This is a genomic window from Phenylobacterium sp., from assembly GCF_004799395.1.
Classification (GTDB): domain Bacteria; phylum Pseudomonadota; class Alphaproteobacteria; order Caulobacterales; family Caulobacteraceae; genus Phenylobacterium.
Genome location: NZ_SSMZ01000107.1, coordinates 1 through 19,831, shown reverse-complemented (window position 1 = coordinate 19,831; position 19,831 = coordinate 1). Strand labels below are relative to the sequence as shown.

The following is a 19,831-nucleotide window of genomic DNA, read 5'->3' as shown; positions in this document are numbered from 1 at the left end:
CGGCGGCGGGTAAGAGAGCAAGGCGTAGCATAGGGCCAATCCTACACGGGTAAATTCCGCGGCGCGAGCCGTCAGCCGTCAGCTGGCCGGCGGGCATCCGGGCTGGTCCATCAAGGGTCGGAAATTGCGGTTGTCGCCAGAGGTCTCGATCCGTCCGGGAACCAGCCTTAGGGTCTGGACGCCCCAGCGTCCGTAGGCCGCCTCCCCGGTCCGCTCGCAGCGGCCGGCGAACAGGGTCTGGGCGCAGGCGGCCAGCGGCATGTCCGGCGTGAGCTTGCGCCACTGGCCGGCGGCGTAGCGCCAGCAGGCGTCGGCGGGTCCCGCGGCGGGCTGCGCCGTCGCCGCAGCGGGCGCGGGCTCGGCCGGCTCGTCCTCGGCCACCTTGCCCTCTCCCGGCGGCAGCGGGGTGATCGCGGTCCCCGCCTGGTCGGCCGCGGCCAGCGCGCCGCTCTGGTCGATGCCCACGTCGAGGGCGTCGGTGGCCACGCCATTGCGTTTGGCGCAGTCGGCCAGCGTCAGCTCGCCCACCAGCTGGCCGGCCACAAAGCAGCGCAGGGGTTTTGTGGAATCGAGCTTTGAGGTCGTCGTCCCGCTGGAGTCGATCACCAGCCCGGCCCGGGACGCCGGCGGCGGCGGTGTCGCCTCGCCGCGGTGCTGCGCGACCAGCGCCCAGGCCACCGCCAGCCCAGCGGCCAGGGCCACGGCGCCGCCAACTAGAACCAACGCGATCGTGCGGGTGTTCGGGGCGTCCATGGCTTTCGCTAGACCGCGGGGTCGCCTGTTTCAAGCGGCGCGGGCGGTCAGGCCAGGGTGCTGGTGCTGCTGGTCGAACTCGATCCGCCGGTGAGACGGGCCAGGCCGGCGTTGAGGTTGGCGATTTCCGCCGTCAGGTAGGCGGGCACCGTGCCTGGGGTCTTCGAGGTCGCCGCAGCCGTCTGGCCCGGCGTCTTGGGCGTCGCGGCGGTCACCATGGCCTGGTAGGCGGAGCGCACGACGCCCATGGCTGCGGCGATGCCGGCTCTGGCCTGGTTGATCTGGGCGGTGGTGCCCAGGGTGAGGGTGCCCGAGAGCCCCAGGCCGTAGATCGTGCTGCCGCCGTCCGCCGGGCTGGTCACGCCATTGGCGGTGAGCGTCTGGTTCAGCATGCCTTCCGGCAAACCCAGCAGGGGGAGAGCGTTCTGGCCGTTGGGCCCCGGACCCAGGATTACGCTGGCGGAGGCGTAGGACGGAGTGACGGTCAGGGTCTGCTGGCCGGTGGCGGTCTTGGTTATCGTCGCTGTGGCCTGGTTGCCGCTGGCGCGTTGGATTTCTTGGGCCAGGGTCGTCAGGGTGTCGGTGGCGCCGATGGTGATCGTGACCGGCGGCCCGGAGCCGCCGGCGACCGTGAACTGATCTCCCGCCCTGAGCGAACTGATCGAGGTGAGCTCCTGGGAGGACGCCGCGCTGAGCGGGGTGGTGGGCAGGCCCAGCCGGTCCAGGACGCTCGCGCCGGTGGTGTTGACGGCGATCGCAGTCGGAGCGGCCATGCCGTCCTTGCCGGTGAACTGATTGGACGACACGACCTGGCCGGTGGAGATGTTGAGCTGGGCGATGAACCCGTCGAGCGTCCCCTGCATGGGCTGGCCATTCAGGGACTCCGACGTCTGACCGCCGATCCACACCTGGCCGTTGGATACGGCCAGCGAGGTCGCCTTGTCGTTGCCCGGACCGCCGTAGTAGGCGATGGCGTCGGACGCATTGGGCGTGAGGTCGGTGGAGACCTGCGCGGCGAAGGCGTCCGTACCGCCGGACGCTGCGGCCGTCACCGTGCCGGCCGAAAGCGCGGGGTTGGAGGTGGTGCCGGCGACCACGACCTGATTGCCGTTGAGCGCCAGGCCGGCGATCGTCCCGCCCTGCAGGCTGCCGAGGTCGCGAGTGTTGGTGAGCACCGGTGTCCCGGACGAAATGTCGAAGTTCCGCAAGACCGCGTCGCCATTCTCCACGCTGGCGGTGATCACGGAATTGCCGGTGACCACCATGCCCTTGACCGAGTCCTGGCCGGTCGTCCCAAAGGTCTGGGTGAAGGTCGCGTGCGGCGTACCCGTGGCGGAGGTCTGGAACGCCTCGATATAGCCGTCCTGACCGCCGATGGTCGGGCCGCCGCCAGGCATGGCGCCCTGGGCCTGGCCGGCGACATAGACCGTGCTGCCATCGGCGCTGAAACTGACCTGGCTGGCGGAATCGTTGCCGGTGGATCCGCGACGCTCGGTCCACAGTTCGTTGCCGCTGGAATCGTAGAGCGTGGTGAAGCTGTCAGAATTGCTGGCGTTCGCGCCCGTGGCGCCGGAGTTCAGAGCGCCGTTCACCGCGCCGCTCAGCCCGCCGGTGACCGATCCCACGACTGCGACCTGCCCAGTTGACGAGACCGCCAGCCCCAGGCCGGTCGCCGTGGAGGCCGCGCCAAGGGTGCGCGTGTAGACGAGGTGTCCGGCGGAGTCGTACTTCATCAGGGCGACGTCCTGCGTGCCCTGGATCGACTGGCCCTCAACCGTGCCGGTCACATTGGCGAGCATGTAGACCGAGCCGTCGGGCCCGACCTGCTCGGCCTGGACCCCACTGACCGAGGACGGGAGATTGTTGGCGAGGATCCGGCCTTGCGTGTAGTTCGCCGCGCCGGGGGTCTGCAGCGGATCGGGGACGTTGGTGGTGTCGGTCTGGAATTTCAACAGCTGGGCGACAGTGTCGGAATCGTTCGTGGCGGGATTGTTGTCCGGATTGGGATTTCCGGCCGTCTGGGCCACATAGACCGCGCCCGCCGTCGCGGGCGCGCTGAACGACACCGACTCGCTGGTGCCGATATTCACCTGCAGGCCATATTGATTCTGCGTCGCCGGCAGGGTGAGCGTGGTCCCTCCGGCGGTGATGGTCTGGGCCGTGCCGGGCATGCTGTTGATCGCGACCCGAGTTTCGACGCCGGCGGTCTTAAGCTGCTGGTTTATGTAGTTGACGACGTTGGCGAGGCTTCGGGTCTGCGATCCCATGTTGGACAGGTCAATTGGGATGTTCGTCGTCTGCTTGTTCAGCGTGACGCCGATATTGAACTGCACGGCGCCGTCCAGCGCCGGGACATCGCCGGTGTTTGTCGTCGCCAGAGGCGGGGTCTGGTAGGTCGTCGGCGCCCCGGGTGTCTTCAGGGTTGCGGTTGCGGTGGTGGTGTCGCCGCCGTAGGCCAGGCGCAGGCTGTTGAACGAGGTGTTCGTGACATAGGACGACACCTGCGACAGGCCGCTGGCGAAAGCGCTGGAGAGCTGGGCCTGCTGCTGCGGCGAAACGCTGGTGGAACTGGCCTGAGCCGCCAAGTCGCTGAGCGACGACAGCCCCTGGTAGAGATTGAAAAGATTGTTGTAATCGGCCGATTGGGCCGGCGATATCCCCTGGCCTACGCCGACTGAGGACGAGCTCTGGGAGATGACCGGCAGGCCGGCCAGGGCGTTCTGGACATTGGTGTTGGACTGGAGGGTGGTCTCGCTGGTGTTCCAGGGCGGCGTCGGCGCCACCGGGGCCGTCGGCGTGGCGGCGGCCGAACTCGAGCTCGAGCTGCCCGTGGCCAGGCTCGACAGGTCGATGTTGATGATGCCGTTGCTGCTGGTCGTGTTGAACAGACTGAGCAGGTAACTCTGGTTGGCGCCGATTTGCATGCTGGGCCTTTGACGGACCGGACTCCCCGCGCCCACCATGCGGCGACAAGCCCTGCCTCTTTGTTAAGATGCCTCGGGAAAGCCGAGAAAAGGCGTCCCATCTCGCCCCGTCGCGGCGCTCGCGAAAAAGGCCCGGACGCCTGAGCGATCCGGGCCTTCCACAGTCAACGCCCCAACCGAACCGTTTACTTGAACAGCGACAGGATGATCTGCGGCGCCTGGTTGGCGATCGACAGGGCCTGGGTGCCGAGCTGCTGCTGCACCTGAAGGGCCTGCAGGCGCGCGCTTTCCTTGGCAAGGTCGGCGTCCACCAGATTGCCGACACCGGCCGTCAGCTGGTCGGAAAGTTGTCCAACGAAGGTGTTGTGATTGCTGATCGCCTTGCTCTGCGAGCCAAGATTGCCAAGCGCTTCGTTGGTATTGCTGATCGAGGAGGTGAGCTGGGCCAGGACGGTGGTCGCGAAGGTCACCGTGGTCAGGGAAGCCGTCGACGGCACGGTGATGATCGAGCCTCCCAGCGACATGTCCTGGCTGGAGAGCGTGATGAAGCCGTTGGCGTTGGCGTTGGCGATGAATTTGATCTGGCTGACGCTGCCGTCGAGCATGTTCGCGCCGTCGAAGTTCGCGTTCGAGACGATCTGCGTGATCTGACCCAGCTCGGATTTGAAGGCCGAGTCGATAGCCGTGCGCGAAGCGGTGTCGATGGAGGGGTCCATCGCGGCGACGACATTGGCCTTCATCTGCACCAGCAGGTCCGAAATGCTCGCCCCCGCGGTCGCGGCGACGTCGGCGATGGAGGTCGCTCGGTTCAGACTGGACTGGACCGCGCTCAGCGACCCGATGTCGGCTCGCTGGCCCTGGGCGATGGCCCAGACCGCGGCGTTATCCTTGGCGCTGTTAATTGCCAGTCCGGTGCTGATGCGGTTCTGAACCTCATCGAGCTGCGAGCTCGTGTTGTTCAGGTTCTGCAGTGCGACCAGAGCGGCGTCGTTGGTATGTACGCTCAACGTCATCGACGTATCTCCTCGTGCCCGCCCTGCCCGCCTTCATGCGAGTCGCGGGGCCGTTCACGGGAGAAGCTATGGAGTCGTGGTGAGCAGATGGTTAACGCCGACGCCGATTGCCGCCTCCGGCTGTACCGGGGCGGTTAAGGATTGTACGGATGCTCCCCGTCCAGTGGGAGCCCGTCAGGCGTCAGGCCTTGGCGCGCACCACATCTCCGGCCTCGTAATCGAGTTGTTCGCGCAGCTGCAGGACTTGTTCTCGCGGCAGCTGCTGGATGACTTGTCCTGTCACTCGATTGACCGTTTTGTAGATGTAGGAGTTGGTCGCCTTGTCCTCTTCTATGACCAGTCGCATGTCACCCGGATCCTGGCCTGGCGGCTCGCGCTGAGCGGACGTCCCCGAGTCGGGGCGCTGCTGCGGCGCGGGCTTTTGGCCGAAGGTGGGATCTGGGGTGGCTGCGAAGCTCGCAACCTTGTTGTCCATCTCTCCTGTCGTTGACGCTTGACGCGCCTACGCTCCAATGAGGGAAAAAGCGGGCGGCGGAGGGACGAACCCTCCGCCGCCGCCAGGCGGCCTACTTGAAGAGGCCGAGAAGGATCGAGGACGACTGGTTGGCGATCGAAAGCGCCTGAATGCCCAGTTGCTGCTTGGTCTGCAGCGCCTGGAGATTGGCACTTTCCTTCGCCAGGTCGGCGTCCACCAGGTTGCCAACACCGGCATCGATGGTGTTTTGCAGGTCCTGGATGAACGTCAGGTGCGACGCCAGGGCCTTGTCACCCGTGCCGAGCTTGCCGAGGGCGCTCGAAACGGACGCGATGGCCGTGTTGAGGTCCAGGATCATGCTCGCCGCGCCGGTCGCGGTGTTGATCGTCGCCGTGGAGCTGACCGCCGAACCCAGAACCGTGCCGCCAAGCGACAGGTCTTGAGCCTGGACGGTGATGAACGAGCTGGCGTCCGCGTTGGCCAAGGCCTGGACCGTCGCGCCGCCCGACTCGAGCATGTTGGCGCCGTTGAACACGGCGTTCGACGTGACCTTGCCGATCTGATCGCGCAGCGACGTGAATTCGTCGTTGAGGGCCGCCCGGCTGGTGGTGTCCAGCGTGGTGTCCGCCGACGACAAAGCCAGCGCCTTCATCTGCGTGAGCAGGTCAGACACGGAGTTACCGGCCGACAGCGCCACGTCGACGGTCGATTGACCGCGTTGCAGCGAGGAGATGACCGAATTCAGCGAGGAAGAAGTGGCGCGTTGGTTCTGAGCGATAGCCCAGACCGCGGCGTTGTCCTTCGCCGAAGAAATCGCCAGGCCGGTGCTGACCTCGTTCTGGGTCTGTTGCAGTTGGCTGGAGGTGTTGTTCAGATTTTGCAGGGCGACCATCGCGCCCATGTTGGTGTTGACGGAGAACGTCATAGGATAGTCCTTTTCTCAGGTCGTCGGCCGTCGTTTTGACAGCCGTGAGCGTTTTGCTCGGTATCCCTGGCAGCAAGCATCGGGCCATTTCAGCCCACCCCGAACGGACGACTAATGCTTTGATTTTATGGCGTTATAGGTCTGTTAGGCACGTTTTCAGCCGGCAAGTTTTGCCGAGCCTGACGGGGGTGCGGCAATTTTTGCCGACCGACCCCGGCAGAAGGCGCCCAGTCCCAAAATGAAAAGCGCCCGCGGCTGGCCGCGGGCGCTTGAAGTCGGCCGTCCGCACCCCCTTTTCGGGGGAGCTCGGTCAGGCCGCGGTGCGGGGCGCCGGGACCTGGGCGGGGGCAAGCCCCTGCATGATCATGCGGTTGACCTCTATCAGGGGCTCAACCTGCTCCTGGCGGCGGATGACGGCGCTGGTGTGCCGGCCGACCCAGATCGCCAGCGAGATGATCGAGGCGCGCAGATGCGGCGGCAAAGCGTTGCCGGGGTCGGCGCAATCCTCTCTGAGCGCGGACCAGACCTGACGGTTCCAGTCCAGAGCATCGACGCGCGAGCCCAGATCCCGGGGGTCGGCCTTTGCAGCCTCCATCAGCGCCAGGGTCACCTGAGCGAACAGACGGTATTCGGTCTCGCGCGGGTTTTCAGCCCGCTTGGCCGCCTGTTGGTACGCCTGAAGGGACATGCCCCAATCTCTCCTCTTCGTATTCCATAAGTTTCCGGCACCGCATCAACGCCTTGTAGTATTCGCGTTCCATGCAGTTCCGGGAAATCTCGACGCATTCCGTAAGGACAACCGGATTTCCGATCACCTTCATGAATTCAGTGAGGCGCCGGACAAATTCATCGTAGTAGCGATCCGCCCCTGCCTCATCGAGATACATCATCATGACAGGGAAGTAGATGTGACGCGCGGGCGTGTTCACATCCTCTTGCTGCATGATATCCTTCTCGCGAAGGACGGAAGCTTTGTTCTGCAGCACGAGGACGCCACGGCGGTCCCCGTTTTGCACGACAGCGCCGTTGAGGACGAACTTCTCCCCCGGCTTGAGCGACAATTTTAGCGGCAAACCCGCCTCCCGATACCTGCGCGTACGAACCGACAATGCGATTCGAATGAGCCATTGTCGCCTTCTGCTTGACCCTGCGCACGAGAGAGTTAAGCGGCCTCGGGTTAACGTCCGATTGCTCGCGCTCGATAACCATGCCCCGGGGATCAGTTTGCGGGATTCAGCGCCCCTCTTAAGCTCCCGTTAGCCATGTTCGCCGAGGAGTCATCCCGATCCGCCGGAGACCCTTCGTTCATGCCGCGTCAGCGCCCGTCCAGCGCCAGCTCCGCCCACGCGCTGCAGACTGCGGCGCCTAATCCGGCGCGGCTCACCGCCGACGCCCTTGGCCAATCGGGATCGAAGGATGCGCTGGCCAAGCTGAACAGCGCCATGTCGGAACTGCGGACGCTGACGGCTGCGCCAATGCTGCGCCGCGCCGTGGACGCCATCCGGGTCGAGGACCCCAAGTCGGCCTGCGAGTGGGCGATCAAGGCCCTCGAAAAGGACGAACGCAGCGGCTACGGCTGGTACATCCTGGCCATCGCCCTCGAACGCGGAGGCGATTTCCCCAATTCCATCAGGGCCTATGAATCCGCCCTGAAGCTGCTGCCCGACCAGACGGAGGTCGCCAACGACCTCGGCCGGCTGGCTTTCCGCATGGGCATGACGACGCAATCCGAGGCGCTGTTCCGCCTTTTCCTGCAGAGCCATCCCGATCACCCTGAAGGCGCCAACAACCTGGCCTGCGCCGTCCGATCGCAGGGCCGGCATAACGAGGCGATCGACGTCCTGCGGCCCGCCATCCTCAAGACGCCCGAGATGCCCATGCTCTGGAACACCATGGGCACGGTGGTCTCAGACCAGGGCGACTTCGCCAACGGCCTGGTGTTCTTCGAGGAGGCTCTGCGGCTCGACCCTGACTTCTGCAAGGCGCTCTACAACCGCGGCAACGCCAAGCTGCAGCTGGGCGACCCGGAGGGTGCGCTCGCCGACTGCGAGGCGGCGATGAGCGGCGTTCTATCCGAGGACGAACGACAGATGATGCGGCTCTCGCGATCCTCCATCCTGCTGAACCTCGGCCGGCTGGGCGAAGGCTGGGACGACTACGAGGCGCGCCTGCATCCGCAGTTCAGCGAACGCACCGGCTTCGCCGTGGGCCTGCCCCGCTGGGCGCCGGGCGCCGAGCTGGCCGGCAAGACCCTGCTGGTGGTGGGCGAGCAGGGACTGGGCGACGAGATCCTGTTCGGCAACGTCTTGCCCGACGTCCTCGAACGCCTTGGACCCGAGGGCCGCCTGATATTGTCGGTGGAGGCCCGGCTGGTCCCCATGTTCAAGCGCGCCTTCTCCCAGGCGCAGGTCAGCGCGCACGCCACCTATCTGGCCGACGGCCGCTTCACCCGGGTCGTCCCGGAAGTGCAGGCGGGGGCCACGGCCGACCTCTGGACGCCGATCGGCTCACTGACGCGGGAGTTCCGCCGAACGGTGGACGCCTATCCCACCCGTGAAAGCTACCTGGCCGCCGATCCCAAGCGGATCGCCCATTGGCGCAAGGCGCTCAAGACCGCGCCCGCCGGCCTGAAGGTCGGCCTCCTTTGGAAGAGCGCCGTCAACAAGGACGCGCGCCACCGCTACTTCTCGCCGTTCGAGACCTGGGCGCCGGTTCTCGCGCAAAAGGGCGTGACCTTCGTCAACCTGCAGTACGGCGACTGCGCCGAGGAGATCGAGACGGCGCGCCGCGACTACGGCGTCGAGATCTGGTCGCCGCCCGGCATCGACCTGAGGCTGGACCTGGACGATGTGGCCGCGCTCTGCTGCGCCGTGGACCTGGTGGTCGGCTTCTCCAACGCCACCCTCAACATCGCCGGGGCGTGCGGCGCGCCGACCTTCCTGATCTCGACGCCCGGCGCCTGGCCGCGGCTGGGCCAGGAGACCTCCTACCCGTGGTATCCCAGGACCCGGGTCTTCCTGCCGCCGGGCCATGGCCAGTGGCCGGACGTGATGGCCGACGTGGCCCAGGCGCTCGGCGAGTTCGTCGCGGAACGCTGAGGCCGCCTCGGGGTTGATCCTGCGACCGCGCCGTTCGCGCGCCACTTGCCAGGAGCCCGACCCATGCCAGACCTGCCCGACGCCTTTGGCGACGCCGATCCGCAGGACGGCGCCGAGACCCTCGACGAAGACAACCTCGACGTCGCCGCCGAGAGGGGCGAGCGGCGCACGTTCGAGGAACTTCCGGACCTCCTCGACGTGACCCAGGCCGACGGCGATCGGGACGACGACGAGGCCATGGCGTTGGACTCCGATGAGTTCGACGAGGACGCCTTCGACGACGCCGACACGGAGGAAGACCATGAGCTCGACCTCCACGCCGCCACTGAAGAGCGCGAGGACGACCTCGACGGCCAGGGCCCGGAGGACGGCTACGACGAAGACCGCCTGGCCGCTCGCGACGTAGAGGGCCTGGATCAGGTGGGCGACGCCGACGCCGTCGAAGGCGGCGAGGACGACATCACCGACTTCCAGGCGACGAATCTCTCCGACGCCGACCTGCAGTCCATGGGCTATTCGGAGACCGCCCGCGGCGGCGGCGTTCGCGCCAAGCCCGATCGCTAAGCCGGCAGATCGAAGCCACGGGCGGTGAGGCGGCCACGGCTGGCCCCGCGCTGCCGCGCCCAGTCCGATTTCAGCAAGCCCAGGCCGACCACGTCGGCCGGCGCCCCGTCCTTGCGCACATGCTGGCGGAACAACGCCTCCCGCTGGAAGCCGAAGCCTTCGTGCAGCTTCCAGACGGCCTCGTTGTCGACCAGCACCTCGCACCAGAGCTTGTTCAGCCCGAGCTCTGCGAACACGTGCTCGATCACCCAGTATTCGACGAAGGCGCCAATCCCCTGCCCCCGCGTCGAGGGCTCGGCGAGGTAGTAAGCCCAGGACGTCCGCCCATGCTCAGGCGCCAGGTCGTAGAGATTGGCCAGACCCACCGGTATCCCGTCCGTCTCGATGACCCAGTAGCGCCGCCGCGCGTCGCTCAGCGCGCCGGCGAACCAGCGCGCGTGCTCGTCCGGCGCGATCGCGTGGTCGCTGTACATCCAGCGCGCCACCTCCGGCAGGTTGCGCCAGACGAGCAACCGGTCGCGGTCGCCCGGGGCAGCCGGGCGCAGCACGACACGCGGCGCGGCGCTCACGCCGGAATCACCGAACTGTTCACCGGCAGGGCGATGATCGCGTCGGAGCCGAACTCCGGATCGAAGGGATAGAGCTTGGCGTAGACGTCGCGCACGAAGGCCAGGTCGGGCGGTACGTCGACCGTCCAGCGCAGGGCCGCCAGGGACTCGTGCCGCGCCACCCCGGCCAGTCGGTAGACCTCCGGCCGCCGGTAGATGTAGGGCGTCACATGCTCGCGCTCGTAGGGCTCATCCGCCCGCTCGGCGGCGTCGACCAGGGCGCCGGCGCGGACCACCTCGGCGTCGAGACCATGGGGATAGGTCCGGGTCCCAAGCGTGTTGGAGGTATAGTCGGCGCCCACGTCATGATGGTGGTCGATGACCTGATCGATCAGGTCGGGGTCGGTCAGCGGACAGTCCGCCGTCAGCCGGATCACCGTCGTCGCCTGCGGCCGCCGAGCGAGGGCGGCGCGGTAGCGGTCGAGGACGTCGTCGAGGGAGCCTCGGAACACCTCCAGCCCGAGAACGTCGCAATAGGCCGCCAAGGGGTCGTCGGCAGGGTCGGTGCTGGTGGCCACCATCAGCTCGTCGATGCGGTTGGAGCGGCGCAGGCGTTCCACCTGGCGGCCGATCATCGGCTCGCCCAGCACCGGGGCCATGACCTTGCCCGGCAGGCGCGAGGAGGTCATCCGGGCCTGGAGGATGGCGAGATTCACAGCAGCGGCGCCTCCGTGGAACCCTCACCTAGCGCCGAATCTGCCGCGGCGACAACGCGGGCCATCGCTCGGCGCTTTCCGTCGCAGGCGCCAGTGGGCGAAGCCGCTTGCAAGCCGCGCGCGTGGCTCTAGGCTGCGCCAGACAAACAACTGTTCGAACTTGGGCGTCTACGCCCACCGCGGGGAGCCCCATGAGCCAGCGTTTCGAAGGCACCGACAACTACATCGCCACCGAGGACCTGAAGGTTGCGGTGAACGCCGCCGTGGCGCTGGAGCGGCCCTTGCTGATCAAAGGCGAGCCCGGCACCGGCAAGACCGTGCTGGCCTACGAGATCGCCAACGCGCTCGGCGCGAACCTGATCACCTGGCACATCAAGTCGACCACCAAGGCCCAGCAGGGCCTCTACGAATATGACGCGGTCACCCGCCTGCGCGACAGCCAGCTGGGCGACGAGCGGGTCAAGGACGTCCGCAACTACATCAAGAAGGGCAAGCTCTGGGAGGCGTTCACCGCCGAGAAGCGCCCGGTTCTGCTGATCGACGAGATCGACAAGGCCGACATCGAATTCCCGAACGACCTGCTGCAGGAACTCGATCGGATGGAGTTCTACGTCTACGAGACCGACGAGACGATCAAGGCCAAGGTTCGCCCGATCGTGATCATCACCTCGAACAACGAAAAGGAGCTGCCCGACGCCTTCCTGCGCCGCTGCTTCTTCCACTACATCCGCTTCCCGGAAGCCGAGACGATGAACGAGATCGTCGAGGTGCACTATCCGAACATCAAGCAGAAGCTGGTCGCTGAGGCGCTGCGCATTTTCTACGACATGCGCAAGGTGCCGGGCCTGAAGAAGAAGCCCTCGACGTCGGAGCTGCTCGACTGGCTGAAGCTCCTGATGGTCGAGGACATCGACGCCGAGGCCCTGAAGGAGCGCGATCCCACCAAGCTGATCCCGCCGCTGCACGGGGCGCTCCTGAAGAACGAGCAGGACGTGCACCTCTTCGAACGCCTGGCCTTCCTGGCGCGGCGCGAGGGCGCAGGATCGCGTCCCGGCCAGTAGGCCGCGGCGCCCCGTAACGGGCGTTACGTCGAATTCACTCGCCTTTTGAAAGGGCTCCGGTCAGATTCCACTGCGAACGGACCGGAGTCTATTTCATGAAGTCGCTGCTTCTCCTCTCGGCCTGCGGCCTGTGTCTCGGGGCGGCGGCCTGCGCGCCCAGGACGCCGGCGACGGCGCGTGTGGCGCTCGACTGCCCGTCCGACCGCGGCGACCTGAAACTCACCGCGACCGCGCCCGACCGGAAGAGCTGCACCTATGTGACGAGCGAGGGCGACGAGGTCTCGCTGCGCCTGATCCCGGTTTCCGCTGGCTACGAGGCGGCGCTGCAGCCGGTGGAGCAGGAACTGCAGGGCGAGGTCATGACCGATCAGGAGGCGGCGAAGGTCGCAGGCGCCAAGGCGGCGGAGAGCGTCGGCAAAGCCTCCAGCGCAACCGCGTCCGAAGCCGCCAAGGCGGCCAAAGAGGCCTCCGACGACGCGCTTCTCCACGTGCAGGAGGCGCGGAAGGACCATGACGAGGATGGCCCGAACAAGGTCACCGTCGGCGACGACGACGATCACGGCGGACACGCCGACATCAACCTGCCCGGCATCCACATCAGCGCCGACGACGACAAGGACAGCGCCAAGATCGACGTGGGCGGCGTCCACATCGACGGCGGCGAGGACGGCGCCACCATCCGCACGTCGCGCGAGGTGCGCCTGCGCGGCGAAGCCCTATCGCCGCAAAAGCGCGGCTTCCGCGCAACCTATATCCTGGCCAAGGACAATCTAAAGGACGGCTGGAAAACGGTCGGCTACGAGGCGGCAGGCCCCAAGACCGGTCCGATCGCCGTGGCGGTCTTCAAGGTCCACGAGGGCCATCGCCGCAACGTGTCCGAGGACATCAAGCGTCTGGTCCGGGAGAATGGCGGCGTCTAACCCGCTGGCTGCACCTCGACGACCTTGTAGGTCAGCGGCCGGCCGTCCTCGTCGGTGATGGTGACGTATTCGCCCACGGCGAAGCGGTGTTCGCCCAGGCGGTAGGGTTGTTCGTCATCCGCAACGTCGCCTTCGTCGTAGTCGAAGAACCACCGCTGTCCGCGCTTCATCAGCCGCCCGTCCGCCGGATCCTCGTCCGGCGCGAAACGGCGCACGGTGCAGGCGTCCTTGGCCTTGGCGTAGGCCGCCTCGTCCAGGCGCCCGTCGTCGGTGAGGGGCGCGGTCAGGGCATAGCCACGATGGTCGTCGCCGCCGGCGAACTCCGTGCCGGGGTTGCGGGCAAGCCGCATGACGATGCGCGACTGGGTCATTGGACGTCCTCGTGAGGCTAATGGGACAAGAACAGCGAAGGCTCGTCGGAGTTCAATAGCGAGCGCGTCGTGCCGCCGAATATGAACTCCTGCAGGCGTGGATGGCCGAAAGCCCCAGCCACCAGAATATCAGCTCCCGCCTTCTTCGCTGCATAGAGCAGCAACGGGGCGGCGTCGCCGCTGTCCGGCAGGATGTCGACCTCGGCGTCGACACCGCGAGCACCATAGTAGGCCTTCAGCCGGCCGGCGTCGAAGCTGCGCGAACTGGCCTTGGGCGCGGCCAGGATCACCACCTTGGCGGCCTTCTCCAGCATCGGCAGGGCCAGGCGGGCTGCGCGGCTGGCTTCCTTGCCGCCATCCCAGGCCACGGCGACCGCGCCGCCCATCTTCAGGCCCTCGCGGGCGATCAGCACCGGTCGCTGCTCGTCGGCCAGCATCTGCTGGAAAGCCTCGGCCAGCGGCCCGCGGCCGCGCGCCGGATCGGCGGTGAACACCACCACGTCGGAAAGCCGGCTCTCGGCCGAAAGGCCTGCCCAGACCGGCGTCTGCAAAGCGACGAACCGGCTCTTGGCGTAGGTCACCTTCTCCATGGCCGCGCGGGCGTTCTTCTCTCCCGCCTGAGCGGCTTCCTTCAGGGACTCCAGCGCCGTGGTCTGAACGCCGCCCAGGAACCCCTCCCCCATCCAGGGCATGACGTCGGCCACGTCAGCGGGGGTGTAGACGCCAGCCATCTCTGCCTGGAAAGGCTCGGCGAGCATCACCGCGGCGGCCACGGCGGCCTCGTCGCCCGCTCCGCCCGACAGCGGCGCCATGATCCGGGCCCAGCTCATCGTTTCGGCTCCTCCTTCGCGTGAACTTCAAGCCCTTGGGGCCTATGCTCGCATTGATATTTGCCAAGCCATGGCTCACGTGACGACCTTGCGCGTGACTGGCTTGACTGTGGAGGGAATGCTTTCGTGAGGAAAGGGCTGCGTCGCTCAGCACCGGAACCGCGCGCCTGGCAGCGGATGCTGTCGGGCCGACGGCTGGATCTGCTCGACCCTTCGCCCATGGACATCGAGATCGAGGACATCGCCCACGGCCTGGCCCGGGTCGCCCGCTGGAACGGGCAGACGGTCGGCGAACACGCCTTCTCAGTGGCCCAGCACTCGGTGGTGGTGGAAGAGATCGTCGCCCACCTTCAGCCGGCCGTCTCCCCCCGCTGGCGCCTAGCCGCCCTGCTGCATGACGCCTCGGAATATGTGATCGGCGACATGATCTCGCCGTTCAAGGCCGCGCTCGGCGTCAACTACAAGGACTTCGAGGAGCGGCTGGAGAACGCCATCCACACCCGTTTCGGCCTGCCGGCCAAGACGCCGGTCGAGATCAAGAAGCTGATCAAGCGCGCCGACCGCGCCTGCGCGTTCTTCGAGGCGACCCAACTCGCCGGATTCACCCACGCGGAGTCCCTGGCCTTCTTCGACGCCCCGCCGGCGGGCTACAGCCTGCTGATCGACCCGTTGCCGCCAGCCGCGGCCCAGACGCGCTACATCGAGCGGTTCCATGTCCTGTCCGACGCCGCCGGCTACACCTCCGGGGCCGGAGCCTTCGACACCGAATGAGCGTCGCCGCCGACAGCTCCGTGATCATCGGCCTCTCGGCCGTGGTCGTCGCCATCCAGGCGGACGACGCCGTGGTGCTGACCGTGCGCCCGCCTGGCGCCAGCGCCGAGGGCCTGCCCTTCGGGCCCTTCGATCCCAAGGGCCACCGCACCTTCGAGCTGGCCATGCGCGCCTTCGTGACCGAGCAGACCCGCTTCACCCTGGGCTATGTCGAGCAGCTCTACACTTTCGGCGACAAGGGGCGCGACGCACCGCTGGCCGACATGGGCGACCTCGGCGACGACGACGACGGCCACCACGCCCGCGTGATCTCCGTGGGATACCTGGCGCTGGCCACCGCCGCCGTCGACACCCATGCGCCGGGCTCAGAATGGCGGCCCTGGACGCGGTTTTTCCCCTACGAGGACTGGCGCGACGGCCGCCCTGCCGCCGTGACCCTGATCGAGGCGGCGCTGCGCCGCTGGGCCGACGGCGAAAGTCAGCGCCTGGCGCGGGTGCGGCTGGCCTTCGCCCTGGATGGCGCGCCCTGGAACGAGGAGCGGGTGCTGGAGCGCTATGAGCTGCTCTACGAGGCCGGACTGGCCCGCGAGGCCGCCCGCGACCGCGGCGAGGCAGCCACCGCCCTCTCCGCCCCGCTGGCGGCGGCGCTGGGCGAGCCCATGCTGTCCGACCACCGCCGCATCCTGGCGACCGCCGTTTCCCGCCTGCGCGGGAAGCTGAAGTACCGCCCCGTGGTCTTCGAACTGATGCCCGAGGCCTTCACCCTCTCGGCCCTGCAGCGGACCGTTGAGGCCATCGCCGGGGTGCCTCTGCACAAGCAGAATTTCCGCCGCGCCCTGGAACGCGCCGAACTGGTCGAGGGTCTCGGCCGCATGGACGCCGAGACCGGCGGCCGGCCCGCTGAGCTCTACCGATTCCGCCGCGAGATTCTGGGCGCCCGACCGGTCTCCGGCCTCAGCCTGCCGCTCCTGCGGGACTAGCGGCTCCGCCGAGGGCGGCGGCCACGGCTTGGCCGTTGGGACTTCCCAGGCCCGTGCAGGCGTCCCAGCCTACCCCGCCGACGAAAGCTCCGTTGTCTCCAGCCGTCACATCCCGCAGCGCCTGCGGGGACCTGTAGAGCACCGGATTGATGAAGCCAGCGGGGGTCTTGGCCATCGCGTTGACCCTCGCGATCAGGCCGGCCCAGAGCGGCGCGACCGCGCTGGTTCCCCCGAACACCAGGTCCTGGCCGTCGACTCGGATCTGGTAGCCGCTCGCCGGATCGGCGTCGCCCGCCACGTCAGGCACGCCGCGCCTGGTGAGCGCGGCCGCCGCCCCGGTGGAAGGGGTGACCTTCAGGCCGTCCTGCCAGGCCGGCAATTCGAATGCCGCGCTGACCCCGCCGCCGCCGGCCCCGCCGCCGGATGCAGCGTCGTTCCAGACCTCCTCGCTGGCGATCTGGACGCCGCTGGCGGTCAGCCGCGTGCCGCCGCACCCGGTGGCATGCGGACTGGAAGCCGGGAAATCCACATGCTGGGCCCCATCCGACACCCCGTCGGACGAGCCATTGTCGCCAGACGCGACCAGGACAGTGATCCCCAGCACGGCGGCGTCCTGGAAGGTGCTGTCGAAGGCCGTCAGCGACTGCTGCGTCCATCCGGACTCCGGGCCGCCCCAGCTGATCGAGATCACAGAGGGCTTGTGCGTGGCGTCGTGGGCCGCCGTGGTGATCGCGTCGAGAAAGCCTGCGTCGGTGTTGGGCGCAAAATAGACGGCGACCGTGGCCTTGGGCGCGATGGCGCCCGCCACCTCGATATCCAGCAGCACCTCTCCGTCCGCGCTGTTGGGGTCGCCCGCCGGCGCATTCTTCGCATGATCGACGCCAAGCGAGACCACCTTCGGCTGGGCCACCCCAAGCGCCTGGAAGTAGGCCTTGAGGTCAGCGGGCTTGTAGCCGCCGCCGAGTTCGATCAGGGCGATGCATTGCCCGGCGCCATCGCCCGGCGGAAAGCCGTAGAGCGCGGCGAGCTCCGGCGACGTGAACGACGCCGAAACGGCGGCGGCAGGGCGAATTCGGAAATGTGGCTGGGCAGCCGGGCGGTTGTCGAGCCCCAGGACCGCTTCGATGACGGGCGCCAGTTCGGCCGGCACGCGCACCGGCCCTTTCCGGCCGCGGTAGGCCCCGCCATCGAATTCATAGTCGCTGAGCTCGACCTCGAAGGCCGCCTCGAATTGCGCCGCCGTTCCCGTCAGGATGATCGTCCGGCGGCCGGCATGCTGCTGGGCGACGGCGAGGCCCTGCGCCCGCGCGAATGCGGCGACCTGTTGCAGGTCGCTATCATCCGCGCCGTAGGCGGACGCGAACTCGGCGTGACTCATGGGCGCCCGGCGCGATCCGCGGCCGAGCTCCGCCAAGTGCGCCCGAAAGCCCGGGGCCTCGCGACGGCGGACGATCACCGTCACCTCCAGGCGCTGGTCACCGGCTGTGCGCCCGGTGGCCCATGCGCCAGGGACGGGATCGCGCTGACTTCCGGGAAGTGGTTGTTTGGCCATCATCGCCACCCTGTGTTCGACACACCTCTGGAACGAACGCGCGAGGGACGGCCGGGCTGCCAACCCTGGATTGAAAATCCTAAGCGGCTTCCCGTTTATCGGGTGACGGCGCCTGAACTTGCCGCGCGGCCCAGGCCGCCTTCAACGAGGCCGAGGTGTCGCGGGCGCCGTCGGGGCTCCAGCCGGGCGGGCCGAAGATCCAGCCGAGCGCATGGCGGGGCGAACGGATCAAGTCGGCTCCGATGCCGACCCACTCGTGGAAGGCCACGCGCAGCGGGTTGAAGGCGCCCAGGTTGTGCACGAGGCCGTAGCGCGGCGCTTCCTCGTCCAGCTCCAGCTGGAACGTGCCGAACATCCGGTCCCAGATGATCAGGATTCCGGCGTAGTTCCTGTCGAGGTAGCGCGGGTTGCGCGCGTGGTGCACCCGATGGTGGCTTGGCGTGTTGAACACCGCCTCGAACCATTTGGGCAACCGCCGGATCGCCTCGGTATGGATCCAGTACTGGTAGACTAGGCTGACACCCTTCTCGATCAGCACCATGCTGGGCGGAAAGCCCAGGAACGAAAGCGGCAGCCACAGCGCCCAGGCGCCAGCCAGGCCGCCGGTCCAGGTCTGCCGGAGCGCCGTCGACAGATTGTAGTGCTGCGAGGAGTGGTGGTTGACGTGCGCCGCCCACCAGATGCGCCGCTCGTGGCTGAGGCGATGGAAAAGGTAATAGGTCAGGTCCTCGGCGAAGAACACCAGCACCCAGGCCCAGGCCGCCGTCATCGGGATCGTGAACAGGCGGTGGTGGTAGAGCCACATCGCGCCTGCGAAGCTCACGCCCGCAAAGGGCAGGCCCGACAGGGTCGAGAACAGGCCCATGGTCAGGGAGGTGGCGGTGTCCTTGGTCTCGTAGTGCGCCTTCAGCTTGCCGTAGCGCGCCAGGACGATCTCGCCGATCACCGTCAGGATGAAGAACGGCGTCGCCAGGGTGACCGGATCGGTGGGGATCTTCATGCGGCCAGGTCCCCCGGCGGCCACGCCTGAAGCCGGAGCTCCGCCCGCGGCGCGCCAAAGTCGGCCAGCGGCAAGCTGAGGCGGCCGTCGCGGAACTGGGCGCTGGCGGCCGCGTCCCAGGCGATCCGACGGGCCACATAGCCGTCGCCTATCCGCGACAGTACGAGCGCCGTCTCTCCTGATCGGGCCAGGGCCCCGAGGCCGTCGGCCCCGATCCATAGACCCTCGATCCGGGCGCCTGGAAACTCGTCGGCCAGCCAGCGGCGGGCTTGCGCCTCATCCAGCGGTGGCGCGCCGCGGCCGCGTGTCGCCCAGGCGGCGAGGCCGACCATCGCGGCGACGGCGGCGGCCGAGACGGCGAGTTGGATCAGGTCGGCGAGATGCATGCGCCGGGAAGCTGGGGTGAGCGGGCCGCCCGGTCAAGGAAAAGCCCTCCCACGCCGCCCGCGGCGGCATGGAAGGACCCTCCGACAAAGACTGTCTGCGGGCGTCGCGGCCCTAGAATTTCCGCACGTAGGCGACGGACCAGACGTTGGCGTCTTCGATCCCATGGGTCTGGAACGCCTCGCGGGTGTAGTCGACGCGCACGCCGTTCTTGCCGTCGAAGCTGTACTGACCGCCGACGCCGTAGTTCCAGGAATTGCCCGTCACGCCGGAGGTGACGCCCGCCACCTGACCCGTGCCTTCGGAGTGGCCGTAGCCGACCCGGGCCAAGAGGTCGAACTGCGGAGACAACGGCAGGAAGCCCACCCCGTAGATCGCTTCCTGGGTGTCCTGCTTCACCTTCACATCCGGTGCGCCGGTTACGGCGATCTTGTCGCTTGACGTGCCCCATGACGCCTCGCCTTCGATGCCGAAGTATTGGCCGAACCGAGCGCCAAGCCGCCCCTGGAAGGCGCTCAGATCCACGTGGTCGAGGGAGGTGTTGTCGTAGCCGAAGGTTCCGTAGAAGCTCGTGCCGCTGAAGACGGAGGCGGAGGCAGGGGCCGCGGTCTGGGCTGAGGCGACCGCCGGAATGACGGCGCAGAGCGCCAGGGCCGAAGCGGCGGTGATCAAAGCTTTCATCTCAAATCGTCCTTACAAGTCACACGAACAGCCCAACCCGATGCGGGTTCGGCTTCAAACGCGGCCAGTGGTTGTCGGTTCGGCCTTATTGATATGGCGAACGCCGTATGTGTTTCGGGGGCAACTAGCCCTTCCCACTCAGGTCGGATCGACCTGAGTGGACAAGCAGGGCTCCAGAAATGGCCGACGACCGTGGTCTCCCCTGGCTGACGTGATTCAAGCCAGCCAGGACGGGGTCTAGGCGCACGGCGCGCTGGGCGTGCTA

Annotated in this window: 21 protein-coding genes; 6 read left to right on the top strand and 15 right to left on the bottom strand. The window is 67.5% G+C overall.

Features of this window, described 5'->3' with window-relative positions:
- Positions 1–78 precede the first annotated feature (78 nt).
- The 7 genes from E8A12_RS07575 to flbT form a co-directional block, all read right to left on the bottom strand.
- Positions 79–753, bottom strand: coding sequence for a hypothetical protein (locus E8A12_RS07575; RefSeq protein WP_293367312.1), 675 nt, complete (start codon positions 751–753; stop codon positions 79–81).
- Between the two features lie 47 nt (positions 754–800).
- Positions 801–3,677, bottom strand: a complete 2,877-nt coding sequence (locus tag E8A12_RS07570) for a hypothetical protein (RefSeq protein WP_293367311.1) — start codon at positions 3,675–3,677, stop codon at positions 801–803.
- A 185-nt stretch (positions 3,678–3,862) separates the two neighbouring features.
- Positions 3,863–4,690, bottom strand: a complete 828-nt coding sequence (locus E8A12_RS07565; protein WP_293367310.1) for a flagellin — start codon at positions 4,688–4,690, stop codon at positions 3,863–3,865.
- Positions 4,691–4,871: 181 nt separating this feature from the next.
- Positions 4,872–5,165 (bottom strand): flagellar protein FlaG, encoded by a 294-nt coding sequence (locus E8A12_RS07560; RefSeq protein WP_293367309.1) that lies wholly within the window; start codon positions 5,163–5,165, stop codon positions 4,872–4,874.
- Positions 5,166–5,256: 91 nt separating this feature from the next.
- Positions 5,257–6,090, bottom strand: a complete 834-nt coding sequence (locus E8A12_RS07555; RefSeq protein ID WP_293367308.1) for a flagellin — start codon at positions 6,088–6,090, stop codon at positions 5,257–5,259.
- Between the two features lie 310 nt (positions 6,091–6,400).
- Positions 6,401–6,778 carry a flagellar biosynthesis regulator FlaF gene (gene flaF, locus E8A12_RS07550; RefSeq protein ID WP_293367307.1) on the bottom strand — a complete coding sequence of 126 codons (378 nt, stop codon included), beginning with the start codon at positions 6,776–6,778 and terminating at the stop codon, positions 6,401–6,403.
- Positions 6,738–7,163 carry a flagellar biosynthesis repressor FlbT gene (flbT, locus tag E8A12_RS07545; protein ID WP_293367306.1) on the bottom strand — a complete coding sequence of 142 codons (426 nt, stop codon included), beginning with the start codon at positions 7,161–7,163 and terminating at the stop codon, positions 6,738–6,740. Before flbT ends, flaF begins: the two co-directional genes overlap by 41 nt.
- A 234-nt stretch (positions 7,164–7,397) precedes the next feature.
- On the opposite strand from flbT, the gene E8A12_RS07540 reads away from it, so the two are divergent.
- The gene (locus E8A12_RS07540) at positions 7,398–9,188 is read left to right on the top strand and encodes a tetratricopeptide repeat protein (RefSeq protein WP_293367305.1); all 1,791 of its coding nucleotides are present in this window, start codon (positions 7,398–7,400) and stop codon (positions 9,186–9,188) included.
- Positions 9,189–9,251: 63 nt separating this feature from the next.
- Entirely contained in the window at positions 9,252–9,752 is a 501-nt protein-coding gene (locus E8A12_RS07535; RefSeq protein ID WP_293367304.1) for a hypothetical protein, read from the top strand.
- On the opposite strand, the gene pseH is transcribed toward E8A12_RS07535, so the two are convergent.
- Positions 9,749–10,321 carry a UDP-4-amino-4,6-dideoxy-N-acetyl-beta-L-altrosamine N-acetyltransferase gene (gene pseH, locus E8A12_RS07530; protein WP_293367303.1) on the bottom strand — a complete coding sequence of 191 codons (573 nt, stop codon included), beginning with the start codon at positions 10,319–10,321 and terminating at the stop codon, positions 9,749–9,751. The genes E8A12_RS07535 and pseH overlap by 4 nt on opposite strands.
- Complete coding sequence (locus E8A12_RS07525; RefSeq protein WP_293367302.1) at positions 10,318–11,016, bottom strand: glycosyltransferase family protein; 699 nt, start codon at positions 11,014–11,016, stop codon at positions 10,318–10,320. The genes pseH and E8A12_RS07525 overlap by 4 nt, the downstream gene beginning before the upstream one ends.
- Before the next feature lie 191 nt (positions 11,017–11,207).
- On the opposite strand from E8A12_RS07525, the gene E8A12_RS07520 reads away from it, so the two are divergent.
- Both E8A12_RS07520 and E8A12_RS07515 read left to right on the top strand, forming a co-directional pair.
- Complete coding sequence (locus E8A12_RS07520) at positions 11,208–12,077, top strand: MoxR family ATPase (RefSeq protein ID WP_293367301.1); 870 nt, start codon at positions 11,208–11,210, stop codon at positions 12,075–12,077.
- A gap of 95 nt (positions 12,078–12,172) precedes the next feature.
- Positions 12,173–12,997 (top strand): hypothetical protein, encoded by an 825-nt coding sequence (locus tag E8A12_RS07515; RefSeq protein ID WP_293367300.1) that lies wholly within the window; start codon positions 12,173–12,175, stop codon positions 12,995–12,997.
- On the opposite strand, the gene E8A12_RS07510 is transcribed toward E8A12_RS07515, so the two are convergent.
- A complete protein-coding gene (locus E8A12_RS07510; RefSeq protein ID WP_293367299.1) occupies positions 12,994–13,368 on the bottom strand; it encodes a hypothetical protein in 375 nt (124 codons plus the stop codon). The two genes, E8A12_RS07515 and E8A12_RS07510, sit on opposite strands and share 4 nt — an antisense overlap.
- A gap of 17 nt (positions 13,369–13,385) precedes the next feature.
- Positions 13,386–14,198 carry a universal stress protein gene (locus tag E8A12_RS07505; RefSeq protein ID WP_293367298.1) on the bottom strand — a complete coding sequence of 271 codons (813 nt, stop codon included), beginning with the start codon at positions 14,196–14,198 and terminating at the stop codon, positions 13,386–13,388.
- A 126-nt stretch (positions 14,199–14,324) separates the two neighbouring features.
- Between E8A12_RS07505 and E8A12_RS07500 the strand changes: the two genes are divergently transcribed.
- Both E8A12_RS07500 and E8A12_RS07495 read left to right on the top strand, forming a co-directional pair.
- A complete protein-coding gene (locus tag E8A12_RS07500; protein ID WP_293367297.1) occupies positions 14,325–14,969 on the top strand; it encodes an HD family hydrolase in 645 nt (214 codons plus the stop codon).
- On the top strand, positions 14,966–15,949 hold the full coding sequence (locus E8A12_RS07495; RefSeq protein WP_293367296.1) for an NAD regulator: 984 nt from the start codon (positions 14,966–14,968) through the stop codon (positions 15,947–15,949). Before E8A12_RS07500 ends, E8A12_RS07495 begins: the two co-directional genes overlap by 4 nt.
- On the opposite strand, the gene E8A12_RS07490 is transcribed toward E8A12_RS07495, so the two are convergent.
- The 4 genes from E8A12_RS07490 to E8A12_RS07475 form a co-directional block, all read right to left on the bottom strand.
- On the bottom strand, positions 15,924–17,501 hold the full coding sequence (locus tag E8A12_RS07490; protein WP_293367295.1) for a S53 family peptidase: 1,578 nt from the start codon (positions 17,499–17,501) through the stop codon (positions 15,924–15,926). The two genes, E8A12_RS07495 and E8A12_RS07490, sit on opposite strands and share 26 nt — an antisense overlap.
- Before the next feature lie 79 nt (positions 17,502–17,580).
- Positions 17,581–18,501: a sterol desaturase family protein gene (locus E8A12_RS07485; protein ID WP_293367294.1), complete on the bottom strand. Its 921-nt coding sequence runs from the start codon at positions 18,499–18,501 to the stop codon at positions 17,581–17,583.
- Positions 18,498–18,887 (bottom strand): hypothetical protein, encoded by a 390-nt coding sequence (locus tag E8A12_RS07480; RefSeq protein WP_293367293.1) that lies wholly within the window; start codon positions 18,885–18,887, stop codon positions 18,498–18,500. Before E8A12_RS07480 ends, E8A12_RS07485 begins: the two co-directional genes overlap by 4 nt.
- 112 nt (positions 18,888–18,999) lie before the next feature.
- The gene (locus tag E8A12_RS07475) at positions 19,000–19,566 is read right to left on the bottom strand and encodes a porin family protein (RefSeq protein WP_293367292.1); all 567 of its coding nucleotides are present in this window, start codon (positions 19,564–19,566) and stop codon (positions 19,000–19,002) included.
- Between the last annotated feature and the right edge of the window lie 265 nt (positions 19,567–19,831).

Coding starts and splice junctions, on each gene's coding strand:
- E8A12_RS07575 (WP_293367312.1), bottom strand. CDS start 753: ATGGACGCCCCGAACACCCGCACGATCGCGTTGGTTCTAGTTGGCGGC.
- E8A12_RS07570 (WP_293367311.1), bottom strand. CDS start 3,677: ATGCAAATCGGCGCCAACCAGAGTTACCTGCTCAGTCTGTTCAACACG.
- E8A12_RS07565 (WP_293367310.1), bottom strand. CDS start 4,690: ATGACGTTGAGCGTACATACCAACGACGCCGCTCTGGTCGCACTGCAG.
- E8A12_RS07560 (WP_293367309.1), bottom strand. CDS start 5,165: ATGGACAACAAGGTTGCGAGCTTCGCAGCCACCCCAGATCCCACCTTC.
- E8A12_RS07555 (WP_293367308.1), bottom strand. CDS start 6,090: ATGACGTTCTCCGTCAACACCAACATGGGCGCGATGGTCGCCCTGCAA.
- flaF (WP_293367307.1), bottom strand. CDS start 6,778: ATGTCCCTTCAGGCGTACCAACAGGCGGCCAAGCGGGCTGAAAACCCG.
- E8A12_RS07540 (WP_293367305.1), top strand. CDS start 7,398: ATGCCGCGTCAGCGCCCGTCCAGCGCCAGCTCCGCCCACGCGCTGCAG.
- E8A12_RS07535 (WP_293367304.1), top strand. CDS start 9,252: ATGCCAGACCTGCCCGACGCCTTTGGCGACGCCGATCCGCAGGACGGC.
- E8A12_RS07520 (WP_293367301.1), top strand. CDS start 11,208: ATGAGCCAGCGTTTCGAAGGCACCGACAACTACATCGCCACCGAGGAC.
- E8A12_RS07515 (WP_293367300.1), top strand. CDS start 12,173: ATGAAGTCGCTGCTTCTCCTCTCGGCCTGCGGCCTGTGTCTCGGGGCG.
- E8A12_RS07510 (WP_293367299.1), bottom strand. CDS start 13,368: ATGACCCAGTCGCGCATCGTCATGCGGCTTGCCCGCAACCCCGGCACG.
- E8A12_RS07505 (WP_293367298.1), bottom strand. CDS start 14,198: ATGAGCTGGGCCCGGATCATGGCGCCGCTGTCGGGCGGAGCGGGCGAC.
- E8A12_RS07495 (WP_293367296.1), top strand. CDS start 14,966: ATGAGCGTCGCCGCCGACAGCTCCGTGATCATCGGCCTCTCGGCCGTG.
- E8A12_RS07490 (WP_293367295.1), bottom strand. CDS start 17,501: ATGGCCAAACAACCACTTCCCGGAAGTCAGCGCGATCCCGTCCCTGGC.
- E8A12_RS07485 (WP_293367294.1), bottom strand. CDS start 18,501: ATGAAGATCCCCACCGATCCGGTCACCCTGGCGACGCCGTTCTTCATC.
- E8A12_RS07480 (WP_293367293.1), bottom strand. CDS start 18,887: ATGCATCTCGCCGACCTGATCCAACTCGCCGTCTCGGCCGCCGCCGTC.
- E8A12_RS07475 (WP_293367292.1), bottom strand. CDS start 19,566: ATGAAAGCTTTGATCACCGCCGCTTCGGCCCTGGCGCTCTGCGCCGTC.